This window comes from Lelliottia sp. F153, assembly GCF_002870005.1.
In the GTDB taxonomy this organism is placed as follows: Bacteria; Pseudomonadota; Gammaproteobacteria; order Enterobacterales; family Enterobacteriaceae; genus Enterobacter; species Enterobacter nimipressuralis.
The window spans coordinates 23644-41396 of the sequence record NZ_PKFT01000007.1 but is presented as its reverse complement, the minus strand read 5'-3'; the positions used below and the strand labels follow the sequence as shown (position 1 = coordinate 41396).

The following is a 17753-nucleotide window of genomic DNA, read 5'->3' as shown; positions in this document are numbered from 1 at the left end:
AATAACAATAATGAGCGCAGCCTATGGATAAAATTCACGCAATGCAGCTCTTCATCCGCGTGGCGGAACTGGAGAGTTTTTCTCGCGCCGCGGACACGCTGGGTCTACCTAAAGGTAGCGTATCGCGCCAGATTCAGGCGCTGGAGAACCTGCTCGGTACTCAGCTTTTGCACCGCACGACGCGCCGCGTCAGCCTTACGCAGGACGGTATGGTCTATTACGAGCGGGCAAAAGATCTGCTGGCAAACCTCGACGAACTGGACGGTCTTTTCCAGCATGATCCCACCAGCATCAGCGGACGATTGCGCGTCGATATGCCCGTTGGCGTTGCGCGAAATTTAGTCATCCCAAAACTGCCCGCTTTTTTACAGCAGTACCCCGGCATTGAGCTGGAATTGAGCAGCAGCGATCGGATGGTCGATGTCATCCGCGAAGGATTTGACTGCGTAGTACGCGTCGGCACGCTGAAGGATTCGGGCTTAATCGCCCGCTCGCTGGGTAAACTGTCGATCATTAACTGCGCCAGCCCGGACTATCTGGCGCGTTTTGGCTATCCGGAGACGCTGAACGATCTGGCTTCCCACGCGGTAATTCATTACGCGCTGAATCTGGGTACCCGCCCGCAGGGTTTCGAGTTTTATAACGGCGATGCCACCCAGTGGGTGAAGACCGGCGGCATTTTAACGGTTAACAGCACCGAGACCTACCACGCGGCGTGTCTTGCCGGACTGGGGATTATTCAAGTGCCGCGCGTCGGCGTGCGCGAGGCGCTAAAGGCCAAAAAAATGGTGGAGATCCTGCCGCAATATCGCGCCGAACCGATGCCGGTTTCGCTGATTTACCCGCATCGTCGCAATCTCTCGCGGCGGGTTCATCTGTTCATGGAATGGCTGACGACGATAATGAAAGCTTACGTTGATTAGTCGCGAGCTATAATTCAATAAATTCCCGCCAAACGAAAAAAGGAAAATGCGCGTGACGCCGGAAAACAACCCGCAACGACCCACTCAAGAACTTGAATACGAACCCATCAAAAAGATGGAATCTGAGCCGCAAAAAAGCCCCTCAGCCGCTAAAGCCACCAAAGCGCTGGAGACCGTCACCGGAACCGCGCAAAAGATTCAGCGCCGTCCGATGATTGCGCACCTGATCCGCGCCGCAGAGCGCTTCAACGACCGCATGGGCAACCAGTTTGGTGCGGCCATTACCTACTTCTCCTTCCTGTCGATGATTCCAATTATGATGGTGTCATTTGCGGCGGCGGGTTTTGTCCTCGCCTCGCACCCGACGCTCTTGCAGGACATCTTCAACAAGATTCTGGTTAACGTGAGCGACCCGACGCTGGCCGGCACCCTGAAAAGCACCATCAACACTGCGGTGCAGCAGCGTACCACCGTGGGGATTGTCGGGCTGCTGATTGCCCTCTATTCCGGTATCAACTGGATGGGGAACCTGCGCGAGGCGATTCGCGCCCAGTCGCGCGACGTCTGGGAGCGCAAGCCGCAGGATCAGGAGAAAATCTGGATTAAGTATTTCCGCGATTTCGTGTCGCTGATTGGCCTGCTGGTTGCCCTGGTGGTGACGCTTTCGATTACCTCTGTCGCCGGTTCCGCGCAGCAGATGATCATTTCAGCGCTCTATCTGGATTACATCGACTGGCTGAAACCCGCCTGGCGGCTGATTGGTCTGGCGATCTCCATTTTTGCCAACTATCTGCTGTTCTTCTGGATCTTCTGGCGATTACCGCGCCACCGTCCGCGCAAGAAAGCGCTGATCCGTGGGACCTTTATCGCCGCGATTGGCTTTGAAGTGATTAAGATCGTGATGACGTACACCCTGCCGTCGCTGGTGAAATCCCCGTCTGGCGCGGCGTTTGGCTCGGTCCTCGGTCTGATGGCGTTCTTCTACTTCTTCGCCCGTCTGACGCTGTTCTGCGCCGCGTGGATTGCCACCGCCGAATACAAAGACGACCCGCGAATGCCGGGCAAAACCCACCGCTAAACGGCGTATCGGGCTGAATAAGAATGCAAAGTTTCAGCCCGATTCACCATTTCAGCATATAAATCCAGCCTGTAACTTTTATTTAACCAAAAACCAGTTTTATCAACTGATATTTGAATTCTGTGAAGCATTTCATGGAAGGTATTTCGTCAGCCTGAATATTATCCGCTTTTTGCTGCTTTTCTCACCGCTTCGCGCCCTTGTTACAGATTGAAATGTCGCTTTTGCTATGCGTAATATGGCCTTTCGTCAGACCAAACAATAAGAAAATTTTATGCAAGCCACAGCCACAACTCTCGATTCAGAACCGGAAAGCACGCCGGTAAACTCGCGTAATAAAGTCGTCGTTGCCTCTCTGATTGGCACCGCTATCGAATTCTTCGATTTCTATATTTACGCAACCGCCGCGGTCATCGTTTTTCCGCATATCTTCTTCCCGCAGGGTGATCCGACGGCTGCAACGCTGCAATCGCTGGCAACGTTCGCCATCGCCTTTATCGCCCGCCCGATTGGTTCGGCGGTCTTCGGACACTTTGGCGACCGCGTCGGGCGTAAAGTGACGCTGGTAGCGTCGCTGCTGACGATGGGGATTTCTACCGTAGCGATTGGCCTGCTGCCGACCTACGAAACAATCGGTATTCTGGCGCCGATGCTGCTGGCGCTGGCGCGTTTTGGTCAGGGCCTGGGGCTTGGCGGTGAGTGGGGCGGCGCGGCGCTGCTGGCGACAGAAAATGCGCCACCGCGTAAACGCGCGCTGTACGGCTCTTTCCCACAATTGGGCGCGCCGATTGGCTTCTTCTTCGCGAACGGCACCTTCCTGCTGCTCTCCTGGCTGCTGACCGACGAGCAGTTCATGAGCTGGGGCTGGCGTATTCCGTTTATCTTCTCGGCAGTGCTGGTGCTGATCGGCCTGTATGTGCGCGTTTCCCTGCATGAGACACCGGTGTTCGCCAAAGTCGCGGCGGCGAAAAAGCAGGTGAAAATCCCGCTGGGCACGCTGCTGACCAAACACCTTCGCGTGACGGTACTCGGCACCTTCATTATGCTGGCGACCTATACGCTGTTTTATATTATGACGGTCTACTCCATGACCTTCAGTACCGCAGCAGCCCCCGTGGGCCTTGGTCTGCCGCGCAATGAAGTGCTGTGGATGCTGATGATGGCGGTGATCGGTTTCGGCGTGATGGTGCCGATCGCCGGGCTGCTGGCGGATAAATTTGGCCGTCGCTCAAGCATGATTGTGATTACGTCGCTGATTATTCTCTTCGCACTGTTCGTCTTCCCACCGCTGCTGGGTTCCGGTAGCCCGGCGCTGGTGATGGCTTACTTACTGATTGGTTTGAGCCTGATGGGACTGACCTTTGGCCCGATGGGGGCGCTGCTGCCGGAGCTGTTCCCGACCGAAGTGCGTTACACCGGCGCGTCGTTCTCCTATAACGTGTCATCGATTCTGGGTGCCTCTGTCGCGCCGTATATCGCCACCTGGCTGCAGGCGAACTATGGGCTGTTCTACGTGGGCGTGTATCTGGCGGCGATGGCAGGGTTAACGCTGATTGCGCTGCTGTTGACGCACGAAACGCGGCATCAGTCGTTATAAATAAAAACGGCAACCTCGGGTTGCCGTTTTTATTTCTGTTCACCCTCTCTCATTCGGGAGAGGGCTGATTGAGAGCATCACCCGCCTCGTTACTTTTTCATCTGCGACAAAATCGTCCGACACTGATTGGTGTCACCTTCAGACGGCGAAATCAGTGCCAGCAGAGCCGCCGCTGGCGTGACAAGCGTTGCCAGCGCTGCCGCGACAGCGCCGCGCGCAATCAACGGCCCGGCTTTGACACCCGCCTGCGGATTTTTGAACGAACCGCGCACATAAAGCGGTGAACGCAGGGTAATAATACGGAAGCCTTTACTCTCCGGATCGATGGTTAAATCCAGCTGCTCCGAGGCCATGCTCGCCGTCCCGGTCACGTTGATCACCGCATTTTCCGTATCGAAGGCAAAAATCTGCGGACGCGCCACGCCGTTGACCAGATCCAGATTGGCCGCCGCGCAGTTCACCCGCACTTCATCATCACCAAAAATCTGCCCGATGATAAAGTTACCGACGTTCAGCCCGAGGATCTCCATCAGGTTGCGGCTCACCAGGCCGTCATTCATCAACAGTTTGAGATTCCCGTTGCTGCTGCCGAGCAGCGCCGCGATGGAGTTCCCCACCCCGCGAATATCCGCATCACCGTTCATTTCACCGAGGGTTTTCTGCATCAGCTCCACGTTCGGCATCAGCTGTTTCAGCTTCAGCCTGCGCGCCTGAATATCGGCCCGCCCCTGCATCGGCTTTTTATCGCCTTCGAGGTGAATGTTGGAGGAGATGGTCCCGCCTGCCAGCCCGAATTTCAGCGGCTGCAGGCGCAGATCGGCATTTTTCAGAATGATATGGGTCGAGAGGTCGCTTATCGGCAGCGTGCTGCCGTGCTCGATTTTGCGCCCCTTGAAGCGCACATCGGCGTCCATCACGTCCCATTTGTCGGTTTCAAAGCGGTCGTACGGCAGCACTTTGTCCGACGGCTGAATGTCTTTCTCGCCTTTCTTCTGCTCAGAGCGTTTGGATTGCTGAGCGCCTTTACCCGAATCGACGCCAATCAACGGCCCGAGATCGGCGAGGCGCAGCTGGCGCGATTCCACATCACCTTCCAGTTTCGGGCGCGGTTTGCCGGTGGTGTAGGTGAGCGAGCCGTGAATGTCGCTGTCACCGATGCGGCCATTAAAATTGCGGTAATCAAAGACCGACGATTTTTCCGTATCGATTTTGGCGACCAACCGACCGTCCGTCTCAAACGGTGGCGTATCCGGGAGCAGGACGCCGGTTAAGTCGTACAGCTCGCCGAGCGAATCGCCGGAGAATTTGAGCTGCAAATCGACGCCGCCCATTTTCATCGGGTCATGTACCGTGCCGACAAACGCCACACGGGTGTTACCCGAGCGGAAATCCGCCTGCACCGGGAACGGCGTGCCCTCACTGCGCAGCGCCAGTACGCCGCCAATTTTGCCGGTCCCGGTGAGAGGTTGCTCGTTGTAGCGCCCTTTCGCCTTCAGGCCAAAGACGTAATCGCCCACGCGGGTTTTCTCGTCTTTGCCTTTGGTGCCGGTGACTTCGCTGAACGGCAGCGGTTTGCCCAGCGGATCGACCAGGATCTCAATATCCGCTTTGCTGACTTTGTCATCGATGGCGATCCGCCCGCGATCGAACAGAATATTATCCAGCCGGAAAGACCAGGCCGATGGCGGCGCATTGGGATCTTTCTCACCGCTGCTGGCCAGATTAAAGGTCCAGTTGTTGTTCTTCTCTGACAGGCGAATCAGCCGCGCGTCGGGCTGTTGCAGTTTGATCCACGGGAGATAGACGGTTTTCGTCAGCAGCGCTAACGGTGCCAGCGTCGCTTCCACGCGCGGCAGGTGGACCATGGTGACTTCCGGAATATCGGGCGGGTTGCCGAGAATAATATCGTTGGCATGAACGTGCGGCCAGGGCACCCAGCTGCGCCAGCCCGTTTCGTCTTTCTGACGCTCCCAGACCACACCGAGATCGCCGCGAATGGCGAAAGGCCGGTTCAGTTCAGTGGAGACTTTCTGGTTGATGGTCGGTTTGAGGCGGTTCCAGTCGAACGTCGCGATGATGATGATGGCGACCACAATCAACAACAAGAAGATCCCTGCTACCCAGGTGACGATCCTGGTGGTTTTGGACATCGTTATCCCCTTTTTTATTACCTTGCCTTTCATGAATATAGCTCAGGCATGGGAAAAAAGGGGGACGCTGCTTCCGGGAATAGCGCGTGTTCGCCACGCGCTATTCTGGGAAACAGCAGAGGTTACAACGTGATAATGACGTTATCGAGCGTATCCATCGGTACCGGACGTGAGAGGAAATACCCCTGTGCGGCCGCTGCGGGGGAGTTCTGCACATCCCGCCACTCTTCGAGCGTTTCAACGCCTTCGACAATCACGCCCTGGCAATAGCGATTCATCAGCTGCAATAGCAGCGTGAACAAATTGCGGCCTTCCTGGGTCTGGCGCAGCATGATGAACAGGTCGCGGGCCACTTTGATGTAGTCGTAGCGTACTTCGCTTAACGCAGAGAAGTTCGCCATGCCCGTGCCGAAATCATCCAGCCACAGGGGGCCAAACTCGCACATCGAGGCAAAGGAGGAGTCCTGCGGCAGACGCACGTGCTCGACCAGCTCAAAGCGCATCCACGGCAGCGAGGCGACCAGTTTCTGCAGCTGTGGGTTCTGGCGCAGCGCGATCAGCGTCGGGCCGTCGACGTTCACCGACGCCAGAATGTCGTGGCGGGCGAAAAAGTCCCGTTTCGTCCCCAGCATTTCGAGCTGCTCTTCCAGCACATCCAGACGCTGACGTACGCTCACCTCGGCGAAATAGCGATCCGGGGCGATGCGCTGCGTGGGATTCGACGGGTGGGTCACGACAGTTAAGATTTCAATTGCCATGAGTCTGCCGTCAATGCGGTAAATCGGCTGATAAGTATAAGCACGCTCACATTGCAGCCAATAGCGATGCTCCTGCAAGCTTTCAATACTTGCTTCCGGAGTGGTGCATAGCCGCTGGATAACCTGCTCTGACTTCATTTCAGATGTCCTGTTGAAAAGAGATGACGTGTCTGGACTCGTCAAAAGGTTATCGGCCCGGGATGTGAGAACTTTATGTTCAGCTGGCGGGGAAAATGAAATTAAGATGACAGAATCTGCCCGGAACGCGCGCTGGCTCAAAAAAAAATTTGGAACGACGTTTTAATATAGTTGACCATAAAATCCCCACAGCGCACACTTACATTAATTTATCGGTTCAGGTTCACGACTATGTCTAAAAAAATTGCCGTGATTGGCGAATGCATGATTGAGCTGTCACAAAAAGGTGCGGACGTTAGCCGCGGTTTTGGTGGCGATACGTTGAATACTTCGGTCTATATTGCCCGTCAGGTCGCGCCTGACGCGCTGACAGTCAACTATGTGACCGCACTCGGTACCGACAGCTTCAGCCAGCAGATGCTGGAAGCCTGGCAGAGTGAAAACGTCCAGACGTCGCTGATTCAGCGTATGGAAAACCGTCTTCCGGGGCTGTACTACATCGAGACCGACAGCACCGGCGAGCGCACGTTCTACTACTGGCGCAACGAAGCCGCAGCCAAATTCTGGCTGGAGAGCGACGAATCTGCGGCCATCTGCGAAGAGCTGGCGACCTATGATTATCTCTACCTGAGCGGAATCAGCCTGGCGATCTTAAGCCCATCCAGCCGCGAAAAACTGCTCTCCCTGCTCCACGAATGCCGCGCGAACGGCGGGAAAGTTATTTTCGATAACAACTACCGTCCGCGCCTGTGGGCGAGCCGCGAAGAGACGCAGCAGGTTTATCAGCAGATGCTGAACTGCACCGATATCGCGTTCTTAACCCTCGATGACGAAGATGCCCTGTGGGGCGAAAAACCGGTCGACGACGTGATCGCCCGTACGCATCAGGCCGGTGTGTCGGAAGTGGTGATTAAGCGTGGCGCAGATTCCTGCCTGGTCTCCGTGGCAGGTGCTGCCGTGGTGGACGTCCCTGCGGTGAAACTGGCGAAAGAAAAAGTGGTGGATACCACGGCGGCGGGCGATTCGTTCAGCGCCGGATATCTGGCCGTGCGCCTGACGGGCGGTACGCCTGCGGAGGCCGCAAAACGTGGGCATCTGACGGCCAGTACAGTGATTCAGTATCGCGGGGCGATTATCCCGCGCGAGGCGATGCCTGACTGAGTTCGTACACGACACCCGGCTGACAAACAAAAAAAACGGCAACCCTGGGTTGCCGTTTTATTATCTTTACGCCATTACTGCGCTTGCGGAATATCCGTCGCATCCTGATGCAAATCATCGGCCGCAGGCTGAGCGGTACGCTCTTCGTGTGACATGATCTCATCCCAGGTGGCCTGTAGCTCTTTCATGTTGTATTCCGGCTCGCCTTTCGGCTGCAGCAGAACAAGCGCCATATCTTGCGACAACTGCTGACGCAGATCCTGATTAATCATCTCGACGGTCAGGCTGTTCAGGAAGTCCTGGCGCAGCTTCTGATACTGCTCCGGCGCAATATCCACCACCTGATTTTGCAGAGAGCGAATGCGCTGGCTGATCAGGATATCCGTGTCAGTGCGGGCGTAGGTTGCAAACAGTTTTTGCAGCTCCAGATTCTTCTGCGCCACCAGCGCGTTGAACTCTTCTTCGCCCAGGCCATCTTTACGCACTTTGGCCAGCTCTTTGGCGACGACGCTGAGATTCGTGTTCAGCTTGTCGTTTGGCGACTCCACGTTAATTGCACACTGTCCGCGCTGGAACAGCACGCGGCAGTCGAAGCCAATCCCGATATCCTTCGCATTGTTTTTGCTGAGCGTCTGCTGAACATGCCAGAACAGCGCTTCACGGGCGAGATCGGCACGCCAGTAGCGCAGCAGCGCGGCGGATTCACGAATCGGCTGCCATGGGGTGTCCCACATCAGCGACAGACGGTCCTGACGCACGGAGTCGGTCATGATGCTCACCGGCTCGGCACGCAGCGGGGCCAGCGTTGAAACCGGCGCAGGCACTTCGCGTTTACCCTTCAGATCGCCAAAGGTTTTGCCAATCTGTTCGATCACCGCGCGGCTGTCGACGTTGCCGACCACAATCAGGGTCATCGCATCCGGGGTGTACCATTTTTGATAGAACGATTTGACCTGCTCGATATCCACCGGCTGTTTGACCGGCTCTGCCGGATCGTGTCCCAGCAGCGATGAGCCTTTCAGGCGGTAACGCCACCAGCCGTCTTTAGTATCCGCAGGCCAGGTCGCCACCATGTCGCTGTTACTCAGGGCATAGTTGACCGTATCGGGGGTGATCGCCACTTTACCGGCGGTATCGCCCAGCCACGTCAGGGCCTCTTTCAGAAGGTCGTTACGGTTGTTGGGCAGGCTGAGATTAAACATGGTGTAGTCGTAGGAGACAACTGCAGGTGGAAGTGGACGTTTCGGGTCGATGCCCTGTTGCCATAGTGAACGCACCTGCACTGCTTGCAAACTGCCGCTTTGGGTCAGCGCCAGTCGAGGAATAAAATGGCTAAGCCCGCTCTGCTGCGTGCTCTCGGTTAATGAACCGGTATTGACGGAAAGACGAATTTCGATGCGGTCACTGGGACGTTGCGGAGTGGCTAAAACCTGCCACTGAAAACCATTCGCCAGTGTGCCCTGCTGCCAGGCTGGGTCGGGCTGGAGCGTATCTGCCTGCACATAACTGGCTGCTGCCATCATCAGCAAACCGCCGGTTAAGAGTCGAATTTTTGTGCCCTGCATGTAAACCCCTGATCAACATTCCTGGTTAAAAAGAGTGTCTCACTACATTGAGCACTCTGAAGATAACGTTCAAACACTTCGATTAGACCGCGTGTTCTGCGAAACGTCACGGCGAGAAGTGAAATATACCCGAAAAAAATCTTGTCGAAGTATGACAGGTATGAGCAGTTATTATGCGCAGGAGCCCGCTCCCCGACAAGGGTGAGCGGGCATAAGTGCTGAATTTATGAGGATAAACCGTGGGATTTGCTCTCTGGCACGCGATTATTCAGCGTATCGTCGAGTTTTTTATGGTCCAGCTCTTTCACCCATTTCGCCACCACCACCGTGGCAACACCGTTACCCACCAGGTTAGTCAGGGCGCGGGCTTCGGACATAAAGCGGTCGATGCCGAGAATGAGCGCCAGGCCCGCCACCGGAAGATGCCCTACTGCCGAGATGGTCGCCGCCAGCACGATAAACCCGCTGCCCGTCACGCCCGCCGCCCCTTTCGAGGAGAGCAGTAGCACCACCAGCAAGGTGATCTGATGGAAGATATCCATGTGGCTGTTGGTCGCCTGGGCGATAAACACCGCCGCCATGGTCAGGTATATCGACGTTCCATCAAGGTTAAACGAGTACCCCGTCGGAATGACCAGCCCCACCACCGATTTACGGCAGCCCAGTTTTTCCATTTTATCGAGCATACGCGGCAGTGCGGATTCGGAGGACGACGTCCCCAGCACAATCAGCAATTCTTCGCGGATGTAGCGGATAAATTTGAAAATACTGAAGCCCGTCGCGCGCGCAATACTGCCCAGCACCACGACCACAAACAGAATACAGGTGATATAGAAGCAGATGATCAGCTGGCCGAGCTGCACCAGGGTGCCGACGCCATATTTACCGATGGTAAAGGCCATCGCCCCGAACGCCCCGATGGGTGCCAGGCGCATGATCATATTGATGATGCCGAAAATCACCTGCGAGAAGCTTTCGATGACGTTGAAAATCAGCTGCCCTTTGCTGCCCAGGCGATGCAGGGCAAAACCAAACAGTACGGCGAACAGCAGCACCTGCAGGATATTCCCGCTAGCGAAGGCGCCAATCACGCTGCCGGGAATGACATCCAGCAGGAAGGCGACGATGCCCTGGTCTTTGGCCTGCTCGGCGTAAACGGCGACCGCTTTCGCATCCAGCGTCGAAGGATCGACGTTCATCCCCGCGCCCGGCTGCACAACGTTGACAATAATCAGGCCGATAATCAGCGCAATCGTACTGACCACTTCAAAGTACAGCAGCGCCACCGCACCGGTCCGGCCTACCGCCTTCATGCTTTCCATGCCAGCGATACCGGTCACCACGGTACAGAAGATAACGGGCGCGATGATCATTTTAATGAGCTTAACGAACGCGTCGCCAAGCGGTTTCATTTGAGCGCCCAGTTCAGGGTAGAAATGGCCAAGCAGAATACCGATGGCAATCGCTGTCAGGACCTGAAAGTAAAGGCTTTTAAAGAGAGAGGTTTTCATAGGGTGTCCTTGGAAAGAAAAACCACAGGATTCTTATGGGTACAACTTTCCTGCGGCTTTAAAATAACACCCGTAAAACATGACAGAAATGAACTTAGATCAAATATGAAACATGAATGTTAAAAACTGTGTGCTGACTCGAACAAGCCAGCAACAAAGTTAGACATTTACGTAAGAATTGTCGCCCGTAAAGTAGCGTTTTTCGAACTCTTCCGCCGGAACGGCTCGGGCAAACAGGAAACCTTGTCCACTTTCGACACCCGCCTGCGCCAGCCAGTCGCGCTGGGCTTCGGTTTCGACCCCTTCGGCAATGACGTGCAGATTCAGGCTGCGCGCCATCTGGATAATGGCTTCCACCATGCTGCTGTCGTCCGGCAAGCCGTCAACGAAGGTTTTATCGATCTTCAGGACATCCACCGGCAGCGTTTTCATGTGCTGGAGCTGACGCAGACCGGCGTAACCCATGCCGAAATCATCCAGCGCAATGCGGATACCGGCGTTGCGCAGCGGTTTCAGAATCGCCACCGCTTCGTTCGGATCGTCGATGCGACGGCTCTCCGTCACCTCCAGAATCAGGGTGTCCGGCTTGATGCGGTAGCGATTGATCAGCTCCAGCATCTCCGAAACCATCGTCGGATGCATCAGCTGTAGCGCCGACAGATTCACCGACAACGGCATGTTGATACCGCGCTCCTGCCAGGCCGAAAGCTGGCGGCATGACTCTTCCAGCACCCAGTAGCCGACCGTCACCATCAGGCCGCAGGATTCGATGCGTTCAATAAGCCCCTCGGGCAGCTCCCAGGAGCCATCGGGCTGCATGACGCGCAACAACGCTTCCGCGCTGGTGACGTCGCCCGTGGCCAGATTCACCTGCGGCTGGAGCCAGATCGCAAAGTGGTGATTATCGAGCGCCGTGAGGATATCGCTCTCTTCCGTCAGGCGCTGCTGCGCCTTTTCCATCTGCTCTGGCTCGAAGAACTGGATCTGATTTTTGCCTTTACGACGGGCGGTAAAGGCTGCCGAGAAGGCGCGGCGATAGAGTTGTTCCGCCGTCAGATCGCCATAATACATCGCCAGGCCAATGCTGGCGCTTGGGCGCAGCTGAATCCCCTGGATGGGCAGCCGCTCATTAATGACAGTGAGCACTTGCTGACCTAATGTGATGGCGTGCCACGGCTCTTTCACACCGTGGGCCAGAATCACAAAGTCGTAGCCGCTGACCTGCGTCAGTACCATGCGCGGCGCCAGCACCGATTTGATCTTCTCCACCAGCGTTAAGAGCAGCATTTCACGCTGGCTCTCTTTCAGCACGCCCGCCGTGTCCTGCAGGGTTTCACAGGCCACTGCCATCAGCGCGGTGGTCTGCTGGCGCGCAACGGTCTGCTCCAGCAGGGCCATCAGGAACGCCTTATTCGGCAGGTCCGAGACCGGGAAGCGGGTCGCGTTGCTGTTGATTTCATCATGCTGACGCATCAGGCGCTGCTGATTGATGTTATAGCTCCGCACCAGCATGCCGATTTCATCGTCGTGGTGCAGGCGCGGCAGGGCCAACTGGTGCCCGACCTGGTCCTGCGGGGCGAGATTGTCTAGCTCACGGGCAATTTTACGCAGCGGATGGACGATCAGCCGGTTAATGCACCAGGTGAGCGCCACGGTCAGGATCAGCGTCAAAAGTAAGTAAGTGGTCACTAACGTGGAGATCCAGCTCATGACAAACTTATGCATGCGATAGGCATCTGCCTGCAACACCAGATAGGCCAGCGGCTGCGGGTTCGCAGGGCGTTCTAGAGAATAGAGCGGGAGCGAAATCTGCACCGGCAGCTCAAACATCCGCATGATCATCATCGGCACCGGACGTTCGGGAATAAAGCTCATCCGCAACGCCTGGAATTGATTGGGCAATACCACATCCGCGCGGCTGACGATCCCCGCAGGCTGAATGCGCTTGATGATGGTTTCTGCTTCGGGGATATCCCCTTTGAGAATGGCGGCGGAAAGCGGTTCACGGACCGAGCGGGCAATACTTTCCAGTTGCGAAGCCGTGTTGTAGCGATTCTGCTGTACGGAATGAAACAGCAAAATGACGCAAAAGACGAATACAAACACCATAGTGACGGCAGAGACCATCGCCATTTGTTTGATAGTTAAAGAACGGCTGACACGCAAATTGACTCTCCACAAAACCCGAAGCATAGGGTAACAAAGTGTTACCCTATTCCCGGCAGAGTATACCCGATCGCGACGATTTTAAGAGAGCCTAAGCGGTGGATTAAAGATAAATCCGGTTACCAGTCCGCGTAAGGGATCAGCGGTTGCGGAGGCAGGTCCATATCGCCCTGCCAGCCCTCAGCCGAGTAGCGCACGTAAATTAACGCATGACTCGGGGTGTAATCTTTCGCCTCCTGAATATCAACGCCCAGACCGACAAACCAGTTTGAGGTCACGCGACGTTCGATAATCGCCCGCGCGGTATAACCGGTACCGGACGAGCTGCTGCCATTTTCCGGCTCTTTTTTGTCGGAATACATCAGGTTGTCATCGATATCGTAGTGATTATCTGGAATCAGCCCCTGAATCGGGTAGCGCATTCCGTCTTTGGTTTTGGAATGCGACCAGGAGACCGACCCGCCCAGCTCCCATGACCAGTTTTCGGTGCGTTTACGCCAGGTGACCGGCAGCGCGAAGGAGACATACTCCTGCGGGCTGTAGTAGCCGCCCTGTCCCAGAGAGTAGGCACTCAAATCTTTGTCGTAATGCCAGAGCATATTCGACACGCCTACCGTCAGACGCTCGTTGTTGTCGTTGATAAGCTTATAGTAATAGCCGGTCATCCAGCGAATACGCCAGTTATCCTCGACGTTTTTGCCCTGCAAAGCGTCCATATTCAGGCTTGACCAGACGCCGTTCGCTTCGCCTTTGTCGTAACTGACGCTGACGCCACCGCCGGTTGCGCGCACGCCGCCCCAGGTGGTTCCCGTGTTCGGGTCTTTTTGTCCGGCGAAGGCCAGCAGCGAGCTGGAGATGGGGCGACGATGGGCATTCAGGGTGTAACCGATCGGGCCGAGATCGTTGCTGTAACTCAGGCCGCCGACCACATCGACGACGTCAAAGCCCATCGGCGTGGTGCCGATGTCCATCTCCCAGGTTTTGTTCTGCCAGCCAACGGCCACGCTGGCACCGTTTTGTTTCTGGCTGGTGTTGCCGCTACACGGCGTCGCCGCACAGGTACCCCATTTCGGGTCGTAGGTGCCACCGTTGGTATCGAAGGAACCTGCGTCCATGTTCACCATGTCGCTTCGGAAGAACATCCGTCCGTCCGACAGCGGCGCATCCACGTGCAGCATGGTGGTGTGCGCTTTCAGGTCGGAATACCCGCCCGTACCGCTGGAACCCCAGTAGTCGTGCTGCAGCGTGACATTCACATCCTGCTGCTTATAGAGATCCGCCGCATCGCTGCGCACGCCGCGTTTCAGCCAGTCGTCTTTTTCGTCATTGCGCGTCAGACGGGTGAAGCTGTCGTTATCTTCAGGGCGCGACGGGGTGACGCCGGAGGCCACCATTGCATCTTTGTAGGTTTCCAGCGCCTGCTGCGGCTGGCCGCTTTGAGCCTGGAAGTTAGCCGCATCGCGCAGCACCAGCGCGCTTTCCATCGACGGCGGCTGCGATTTGGCCTGCGGAAGGATTTTGCTGTAGGTCTGCTGTGCGGCAGTCGTATCACCGAGATCGGCCTGCACCCGCGCGCTACGACGCTGCGTGTTGATCGACGGCGCCTCACCGTTCTGCCCGGCGGGCAGTTTGGCAAGCTCAGCGCGGGCAGCGTCTTTATTGCCTTGCGCGATATAGACTTCCGTCAGGCCGAGCAGGGCGTCAACATTTTGCGGTTCGCGCTGCAGGACAGTGTTGTAGGCCGCAATGGCCGACGTGTTATCCCCGCGCTGCTGCGCCCAGTCGGCCAGCGTTAAATCGATACGTGAGGAGGCAGGCTGCTGGCGCAGCAGCGTTTCGGCTTCCCGCTCCTGGCCGCTTTCACGCAGGCGATTGGCGGTTTCCAGCACCTGATCGCTTTGCAGGCGGTCAGCCAGTTCCTCAATGTTGCCGTTCCACTGCGCGCGCGGCAGAGTGTTCAGGTGCGCAAGGGCCGCGCGATCCTGATTGTTACCCGAAAGATATAAGCCGTAGGCATACACCTGCTCCGGATCGGCCGGTTTTTGGCTGGCCAGCTGGCGCATAAGCGTATCCGCCTGGCTGTGCTGTCCGGCACTGTAGAGATCGCGCGACAGGCGATAGGTAATCCACACATCGCCCGGCGAGAGCGCCAGACGGCGGCGCTGAATTTCCGCTGCCTGTGCAAATTTACCCTCGTTTTCCAGCTGTTCTGCCTGCTGGGATAATCTGTCGTTGGTCAGGCTGCGTTCGATATCGTCGATACTGCGACGCTGGCTGGCAGAGAGCGAGCGGATAAACTGGTCGGCTTTTTCCGGCGATTCCGCACGGTAGATATTCGCCAGCCCGCGCACCGCGTTGCTGTTGCCGCTGTCCATCCGCAGGGCCTGGCGGTAGAAACGCTCGGCGGCGGCGTTGTCTTTGCGCGCGACGGCGGCGTCACCCAGCCCGAGCACCGCGTAGCTGTCGGTGTTATCGACAGTGCGCGCCTGCTGGTAGTAACGTTCTGCCTGCGCGACATTGTTGGCTTTCAGCGCGGCATCACCCTGCTGGATCAGCAGCCAGTAGCGGTTCACTTTCAGTAGGCTGTCCCATTTCCCACGGTTATCACTCTGTGGATCGAGGGCAATGGCTTTTTCCAACTGTGCAACGGCGCGGGCACGATCGCCGCGCTGGGAGTAGGCCTGGCCCAGCGCGCCTACGGCTTCGCTGTCGGTGTGATTAGCGTTTACCGCCTGCTGCAGGTCAGATACCGCTTTATTGCCCTGTCCTGCCTCCACGGCGGCCAGCCCTTCGGCTTTGGCGAGGAACGCCGGATCGGCCAGCTGTTTTTGCTGAGCTTCCAGCTGCGAGCGGGCGGCGGTAACGTTATCGCCCGCGCTGAACACCTGCAGATAATCCTGGAGCGCTTTTACGCTACCGGCGCTAACCGGCAGGTCTTTGATCTGCTGATACCAGATATCAGAGGCCGCATCGCGCCCGGCGTTCGATCTCGCCATCTGCCTGAGGACGGCAAAGCCCTCATCGCGACGGCCGTTTTTGAATAACAGCTGGGATAACGAGTTCTGCAGCTCGGTGTTGCCAGGGCTGCTGAGGTTAATTTTTTTAAGCTGATTAATAGCCTCGTTGCTGCGGGCGGGATTTTTAGCCACCACGTTCCAGTATTCCGCCGCCAGAACGTCGTTCGGCGGATCGCCAGCGAAGATTTTATCGTAGGCGGCAATGGCTTCCTGGGTATGGCCCGTTGTGGCCAGCAGGCGCGCCTGCTGCAGATCCTGACGCCCTTCTGGGGTCGAGAGCAGCATCGCATTGCGCGACGCTTTATAGGCGCTGGAGCTAGGTGCAAGCCCTTTGAGGCGGTCTAACTCTTTTTGCGCCCCGGCGTTATCACCCTGACGCAGCAAATAGCGGAAACGCGCGGCGACCACATCCGGATTGTTGGGGTCGATCAGTTCAAGACGATACAACGACTGGCGAACCAAATCCTCGCGGTTGGTCGATTCGCCCAGGCGCACCTGTTCCAGCAGCTGTTGCTGCTGCGGAGAATTGGCGGCCTGCGCCAGCGGCATCAGCGTCAATCCAAGGGATAAACTGAGTAAACTTAATGAGAACTTGCGCATTCCTGGCCCCAGTCAGGGTGTAATTCACCCTTTGCGGTGAAACGAAAACGGTGCTGATCCCATCCTTGTCCAAACAGGGTCAGTACGTAGCTGTAATAGGCGTCGTTACCGGGAAAATGGTCGGCGACACGCTGACGTTGTACCGCTTGTGCATCGCGGTTTTGTAAAAACGGCAGCAGTGAGGCGGAGAAACCAACCGGGCCATTACCCGTGGTTTTACCGCTGGCGACATCGACTTTCTCAGGGGGAACGCCTTTTTTTGTTGTTAGCGTCGCCATGGGTTTAAAACGCGCCAACAGCCGTGCTTTCTGCGGGTCCCGGTCGTGCAACATGCCCGCCCAGAGATAGACGCGAATCGCATCGTAACTGCCGATAAACGTTTTTTCTGGCTTCAGTTGCCAGCCCTTATTTTTTTGATATTGCACCCAGTCGGGTGAGAACCCTTTTGGCGCAGTTTCCAGCAGCAGGCGCAAATTGGTTTCACGAAGCGTAGTCCAGGGTGCGCCAAAGCGGGTGAAATAGTTCGCCAGCTGCGGCGGGAGATAGCTTGGGTTGAAGCGCCAGGATTTCTCTTCGGCAAAGCCGACTTTACCGGGCAGCAGCATCAGCCCCAGGCCCGGCACTTTTACCACCTCTTCACTGGCGATGCGCTTGAGCAGCGCTTTCCCGGTGGCGGTGTACTCTGGCGCTTTCCACAGACGCCCCGCCTCCAGCAGCGACCAGGCAATCCAGATATCGGCATCCGACGCTGAATTGCTGTCGATCACCGCCCAGGCGTCTTTCTCTTTCATTCCCCACAGCCAGGCGGGGAGATGCTGGCTCAAATCGCCCTGCGCGAGGTTGTCGCGCGTCCAGCCGAGCAGGCGATCAAAGGTCTGGCGATCGTTCGCCGCGAGGGCAAAAAACAGCGCGTAGCTTTGCCCTTCCGACGTACTGATTTTGCGCGCGTCACTGGGATCAATGACGCGCCCGCCTTCGCTGATATAGTCCTTTTTAAACTGCTCCCATGCAGGCCAGGTGCAGGCGGCGCGAACGTTCGCCGCCGCCATTACCACCATAGCCATTACGCACCAGCGAAACCCTTTCATC

At 56.8% G+C, this 17753-nt stretch carries 11 protein-coding genes; 4 read left to right on the top strand and 7 right to left on the bottom strand.

What is annotated here, in order from left to right; all coding sequences use genetic code 11:
* The first annotated feature begins 23 nt into the window (after positions 1-23).
* The 3 genes from F153LOC_RS15585 (at position 24) to F153LOC_RS15575 (ending at position 3598) form a co-directional block, all read left to right on the top strand.
* Entirely contained in the window at positions 24-923 is a 900-nt protein-coding gene (locus tag F153LOC_RS15585; protein ID WP_102105276.1) for a LysR family transcriptional regulator, read from the top strand.
* A 52-nt stretch (positions 924-975) separates the two neighbouring features.
* Positions 976-2001: an inner membrane protein YhjD gene (gene yhjD, locus F153LOC_RS15580; protein ID WP_100780794.1), complete on the top strand. Its 1026-nt coding sequence runs from the start codon at positions 976-978 to the stop codon at positions 1999-2001.
* Positions 2002-2275: 274 nt separating this feature from the next.
* Positions 2276-3598, top strand: coding sequence for an MFS transporter (locus F153LOC_RS15575; RefSeq protein WP_100778501.1), 1323 nt, complete (start codon positions 2276-2278; stop codon positions 3596-3598).
* Positions 3599-3687: 89 nt separating this feature from the next.
* Here F153LOC_RS15575 and F153LOC_RS15570 read toward each other — a convergent pair whose 3' ends face one another.
* Together F153LOC_RS15570 and pdeH are read right to left on the bottom strand one after the other, a co-directional pair.
* Entirely contained in the window at positions 3688-5748 is a 2061-nt protein-coding gene (locus F153LOC_RS15570) for an AsmA family protein (protein WP_100778500.1), read from the bottom strand.
* A 122-nt stretch (positions 5749-5870) separates the two neighbouring features.
* Positions 5871-6644, bottom strand: coding sequence for a cyclic-guanylate-specific phosphodiesterase (gene pdeH, locus F153LOC_RS15565; RefSeq protein WP_100778499.1), 774 nt, complete (start codon positions 6642-6644; stop codon positions 5871-5873).
* A 231-nt stretch (positions 6645-6875) separates the two neighbouring features.
* On the opposite strand from pdeH, the gene F153LOC_RS15560 reads away from it, so the two are divergent.
* Positions 6876-7805 carry a sugar kinase gene (locus F153LOC_RS15560; RefSeq protein ID WP_146003474.1) on the top strand — a complete coding sequence of 310 codons (930 nt, stop codon included), beginning with the start codon at positions 6876-6878 and terminating at the stop codon, positions 7803-7805.
* A gap of 74 nt (positions 7806-7879) precedes the next feature.
* Here F153LOC_RS15560 and F153LOC_RS15555 read toward each other — a convergent pair whose 3' ends face one another.
* From F153LOC_RS15555 to bcsZ, 5 genes are all read right to left on the bottom strand, one after another.
* On the bottom strand, positions 7880-9370 hold the full coding sequence (locus F153LOC_RS15555) for a pitrilysin family protein (protein WP_100778497.1): 1491 nt from the start codon (positions 9368-9370) through the stop codon (positions 7880-7882).
* A gap of 224 nt (positions 9371-9594) precedes the next feature.
* Entirely contained in the window at positions 9595-10881 is a 1287-nt protein-coding gene (gene dctA / locus F153LOC_RS15550; RefSeq protein WP_100778496.1) for a C4-dicarboxylate transporter DctC, read from the bottom strand.
* A gap of 159 nt (positions 10882-11040) precedes the next feature.
* Complete coding sequence (hmsP, locus tag F153LOC_RS15540) at positions 11041-13047, bottom strand: biofilm formation regulator HmsP (RefSeq protein WP_233210367.1); 2007 nt, start codon at positions 13045-13047, stop codon at positions 11041-11043.
* A gap of 119 nt (positions 13048-13166) precedes the next feature.
* Positions 13167-16664: a cellulose synthase complex outer membrane protein BcsC gene (gene bcsC, locus F153LOC_RS15535; RefSeq protein ID WP_102105273.1), complete on the bottom strand. Its 3498-nt coding sequence runs from the start codon at positions 16662-16664 to the stop codon at positions 13167-13169.
* The gene (bcsZ, locus tag F153LOC_RS15530; protein WP_102105272.1) at positions 16646-17752 is read right to left on the bottom strand and encodes a cellulose synthase complex periplasmic endoglucanase BcsZ; all 1107 of its coding nucleotides are present in this window, start codon (positions 17750-17752) and stop codon (positions 16646-16648) included. The genes bcsC and bcsZ overlap by 19 nt, the downstream gene beginning before the upstream one ends.
* Between the last annotated feature and the right edge of the window lies 1 nt (position 17753).

Coding starts and splice junctions, on each gene's coding strand:
- F153LOC_RS15585 (WP_102105276.1), top strand. CDS start 24: ATGGATAAAATTCACGCAATGCAGCTCTTCATCCGCGTGGCGGAACTG.
- F153LOC_RS15575 (WP_100778501.1), top strand. CDS start 2,276: ATGCAAGCCACAGCCACAACTCTCGATTCAGAACCGGAAAGCACGCCG.
- F153LOC_RS15570 (WP_100778500.1), bottom strand. CDS start 5,748: ATGTCCAAAACCACCAGGATCGTCACCTGGGTAGCAGGGATCTTCTTG.
- pdeH (WP_100778499.1), bottom strand. CDS start 6,644: ATGAAGTCAGAGCAGGTTATCCAGCGGCTATGCACCACTCCGGAAGCA.
- F153LOC_RS15560 (WP_146003474.1), top strand. CDS start 6,876: ATGTCTAAAAAAATTGCCGTGATTGGCGAATGCATGATTGAGCTGTCA.
- F153LOC_RS15555 (WP_100778497.1), bottom strand. CDS start 9,370: ATGCAGGGCACAAAAATTCGACTCTTAACCGGCGGTTTGCTGATGATG.
- dctA (WP_100778496.1), bottom strand. CDS start 10,881: ATGAAAACCTCTCTCTTTAAAAGCCTTTACTTTCAGGTCCTGACAGCG.
- bcsC (WP_102105273.1), bottom strand. CDS start 16,664: ATGCGCAAGTTCTCATTAAGTTTACTCAGTTTATCCCTTGGATTGACG.
- bcsZ (WP_102105272.1), bottom strand. CDS start 17,752: ATGAAAGGGTTTCGCTGGTGCGTAATGGCTATGGTGGTAATGGCGGCG.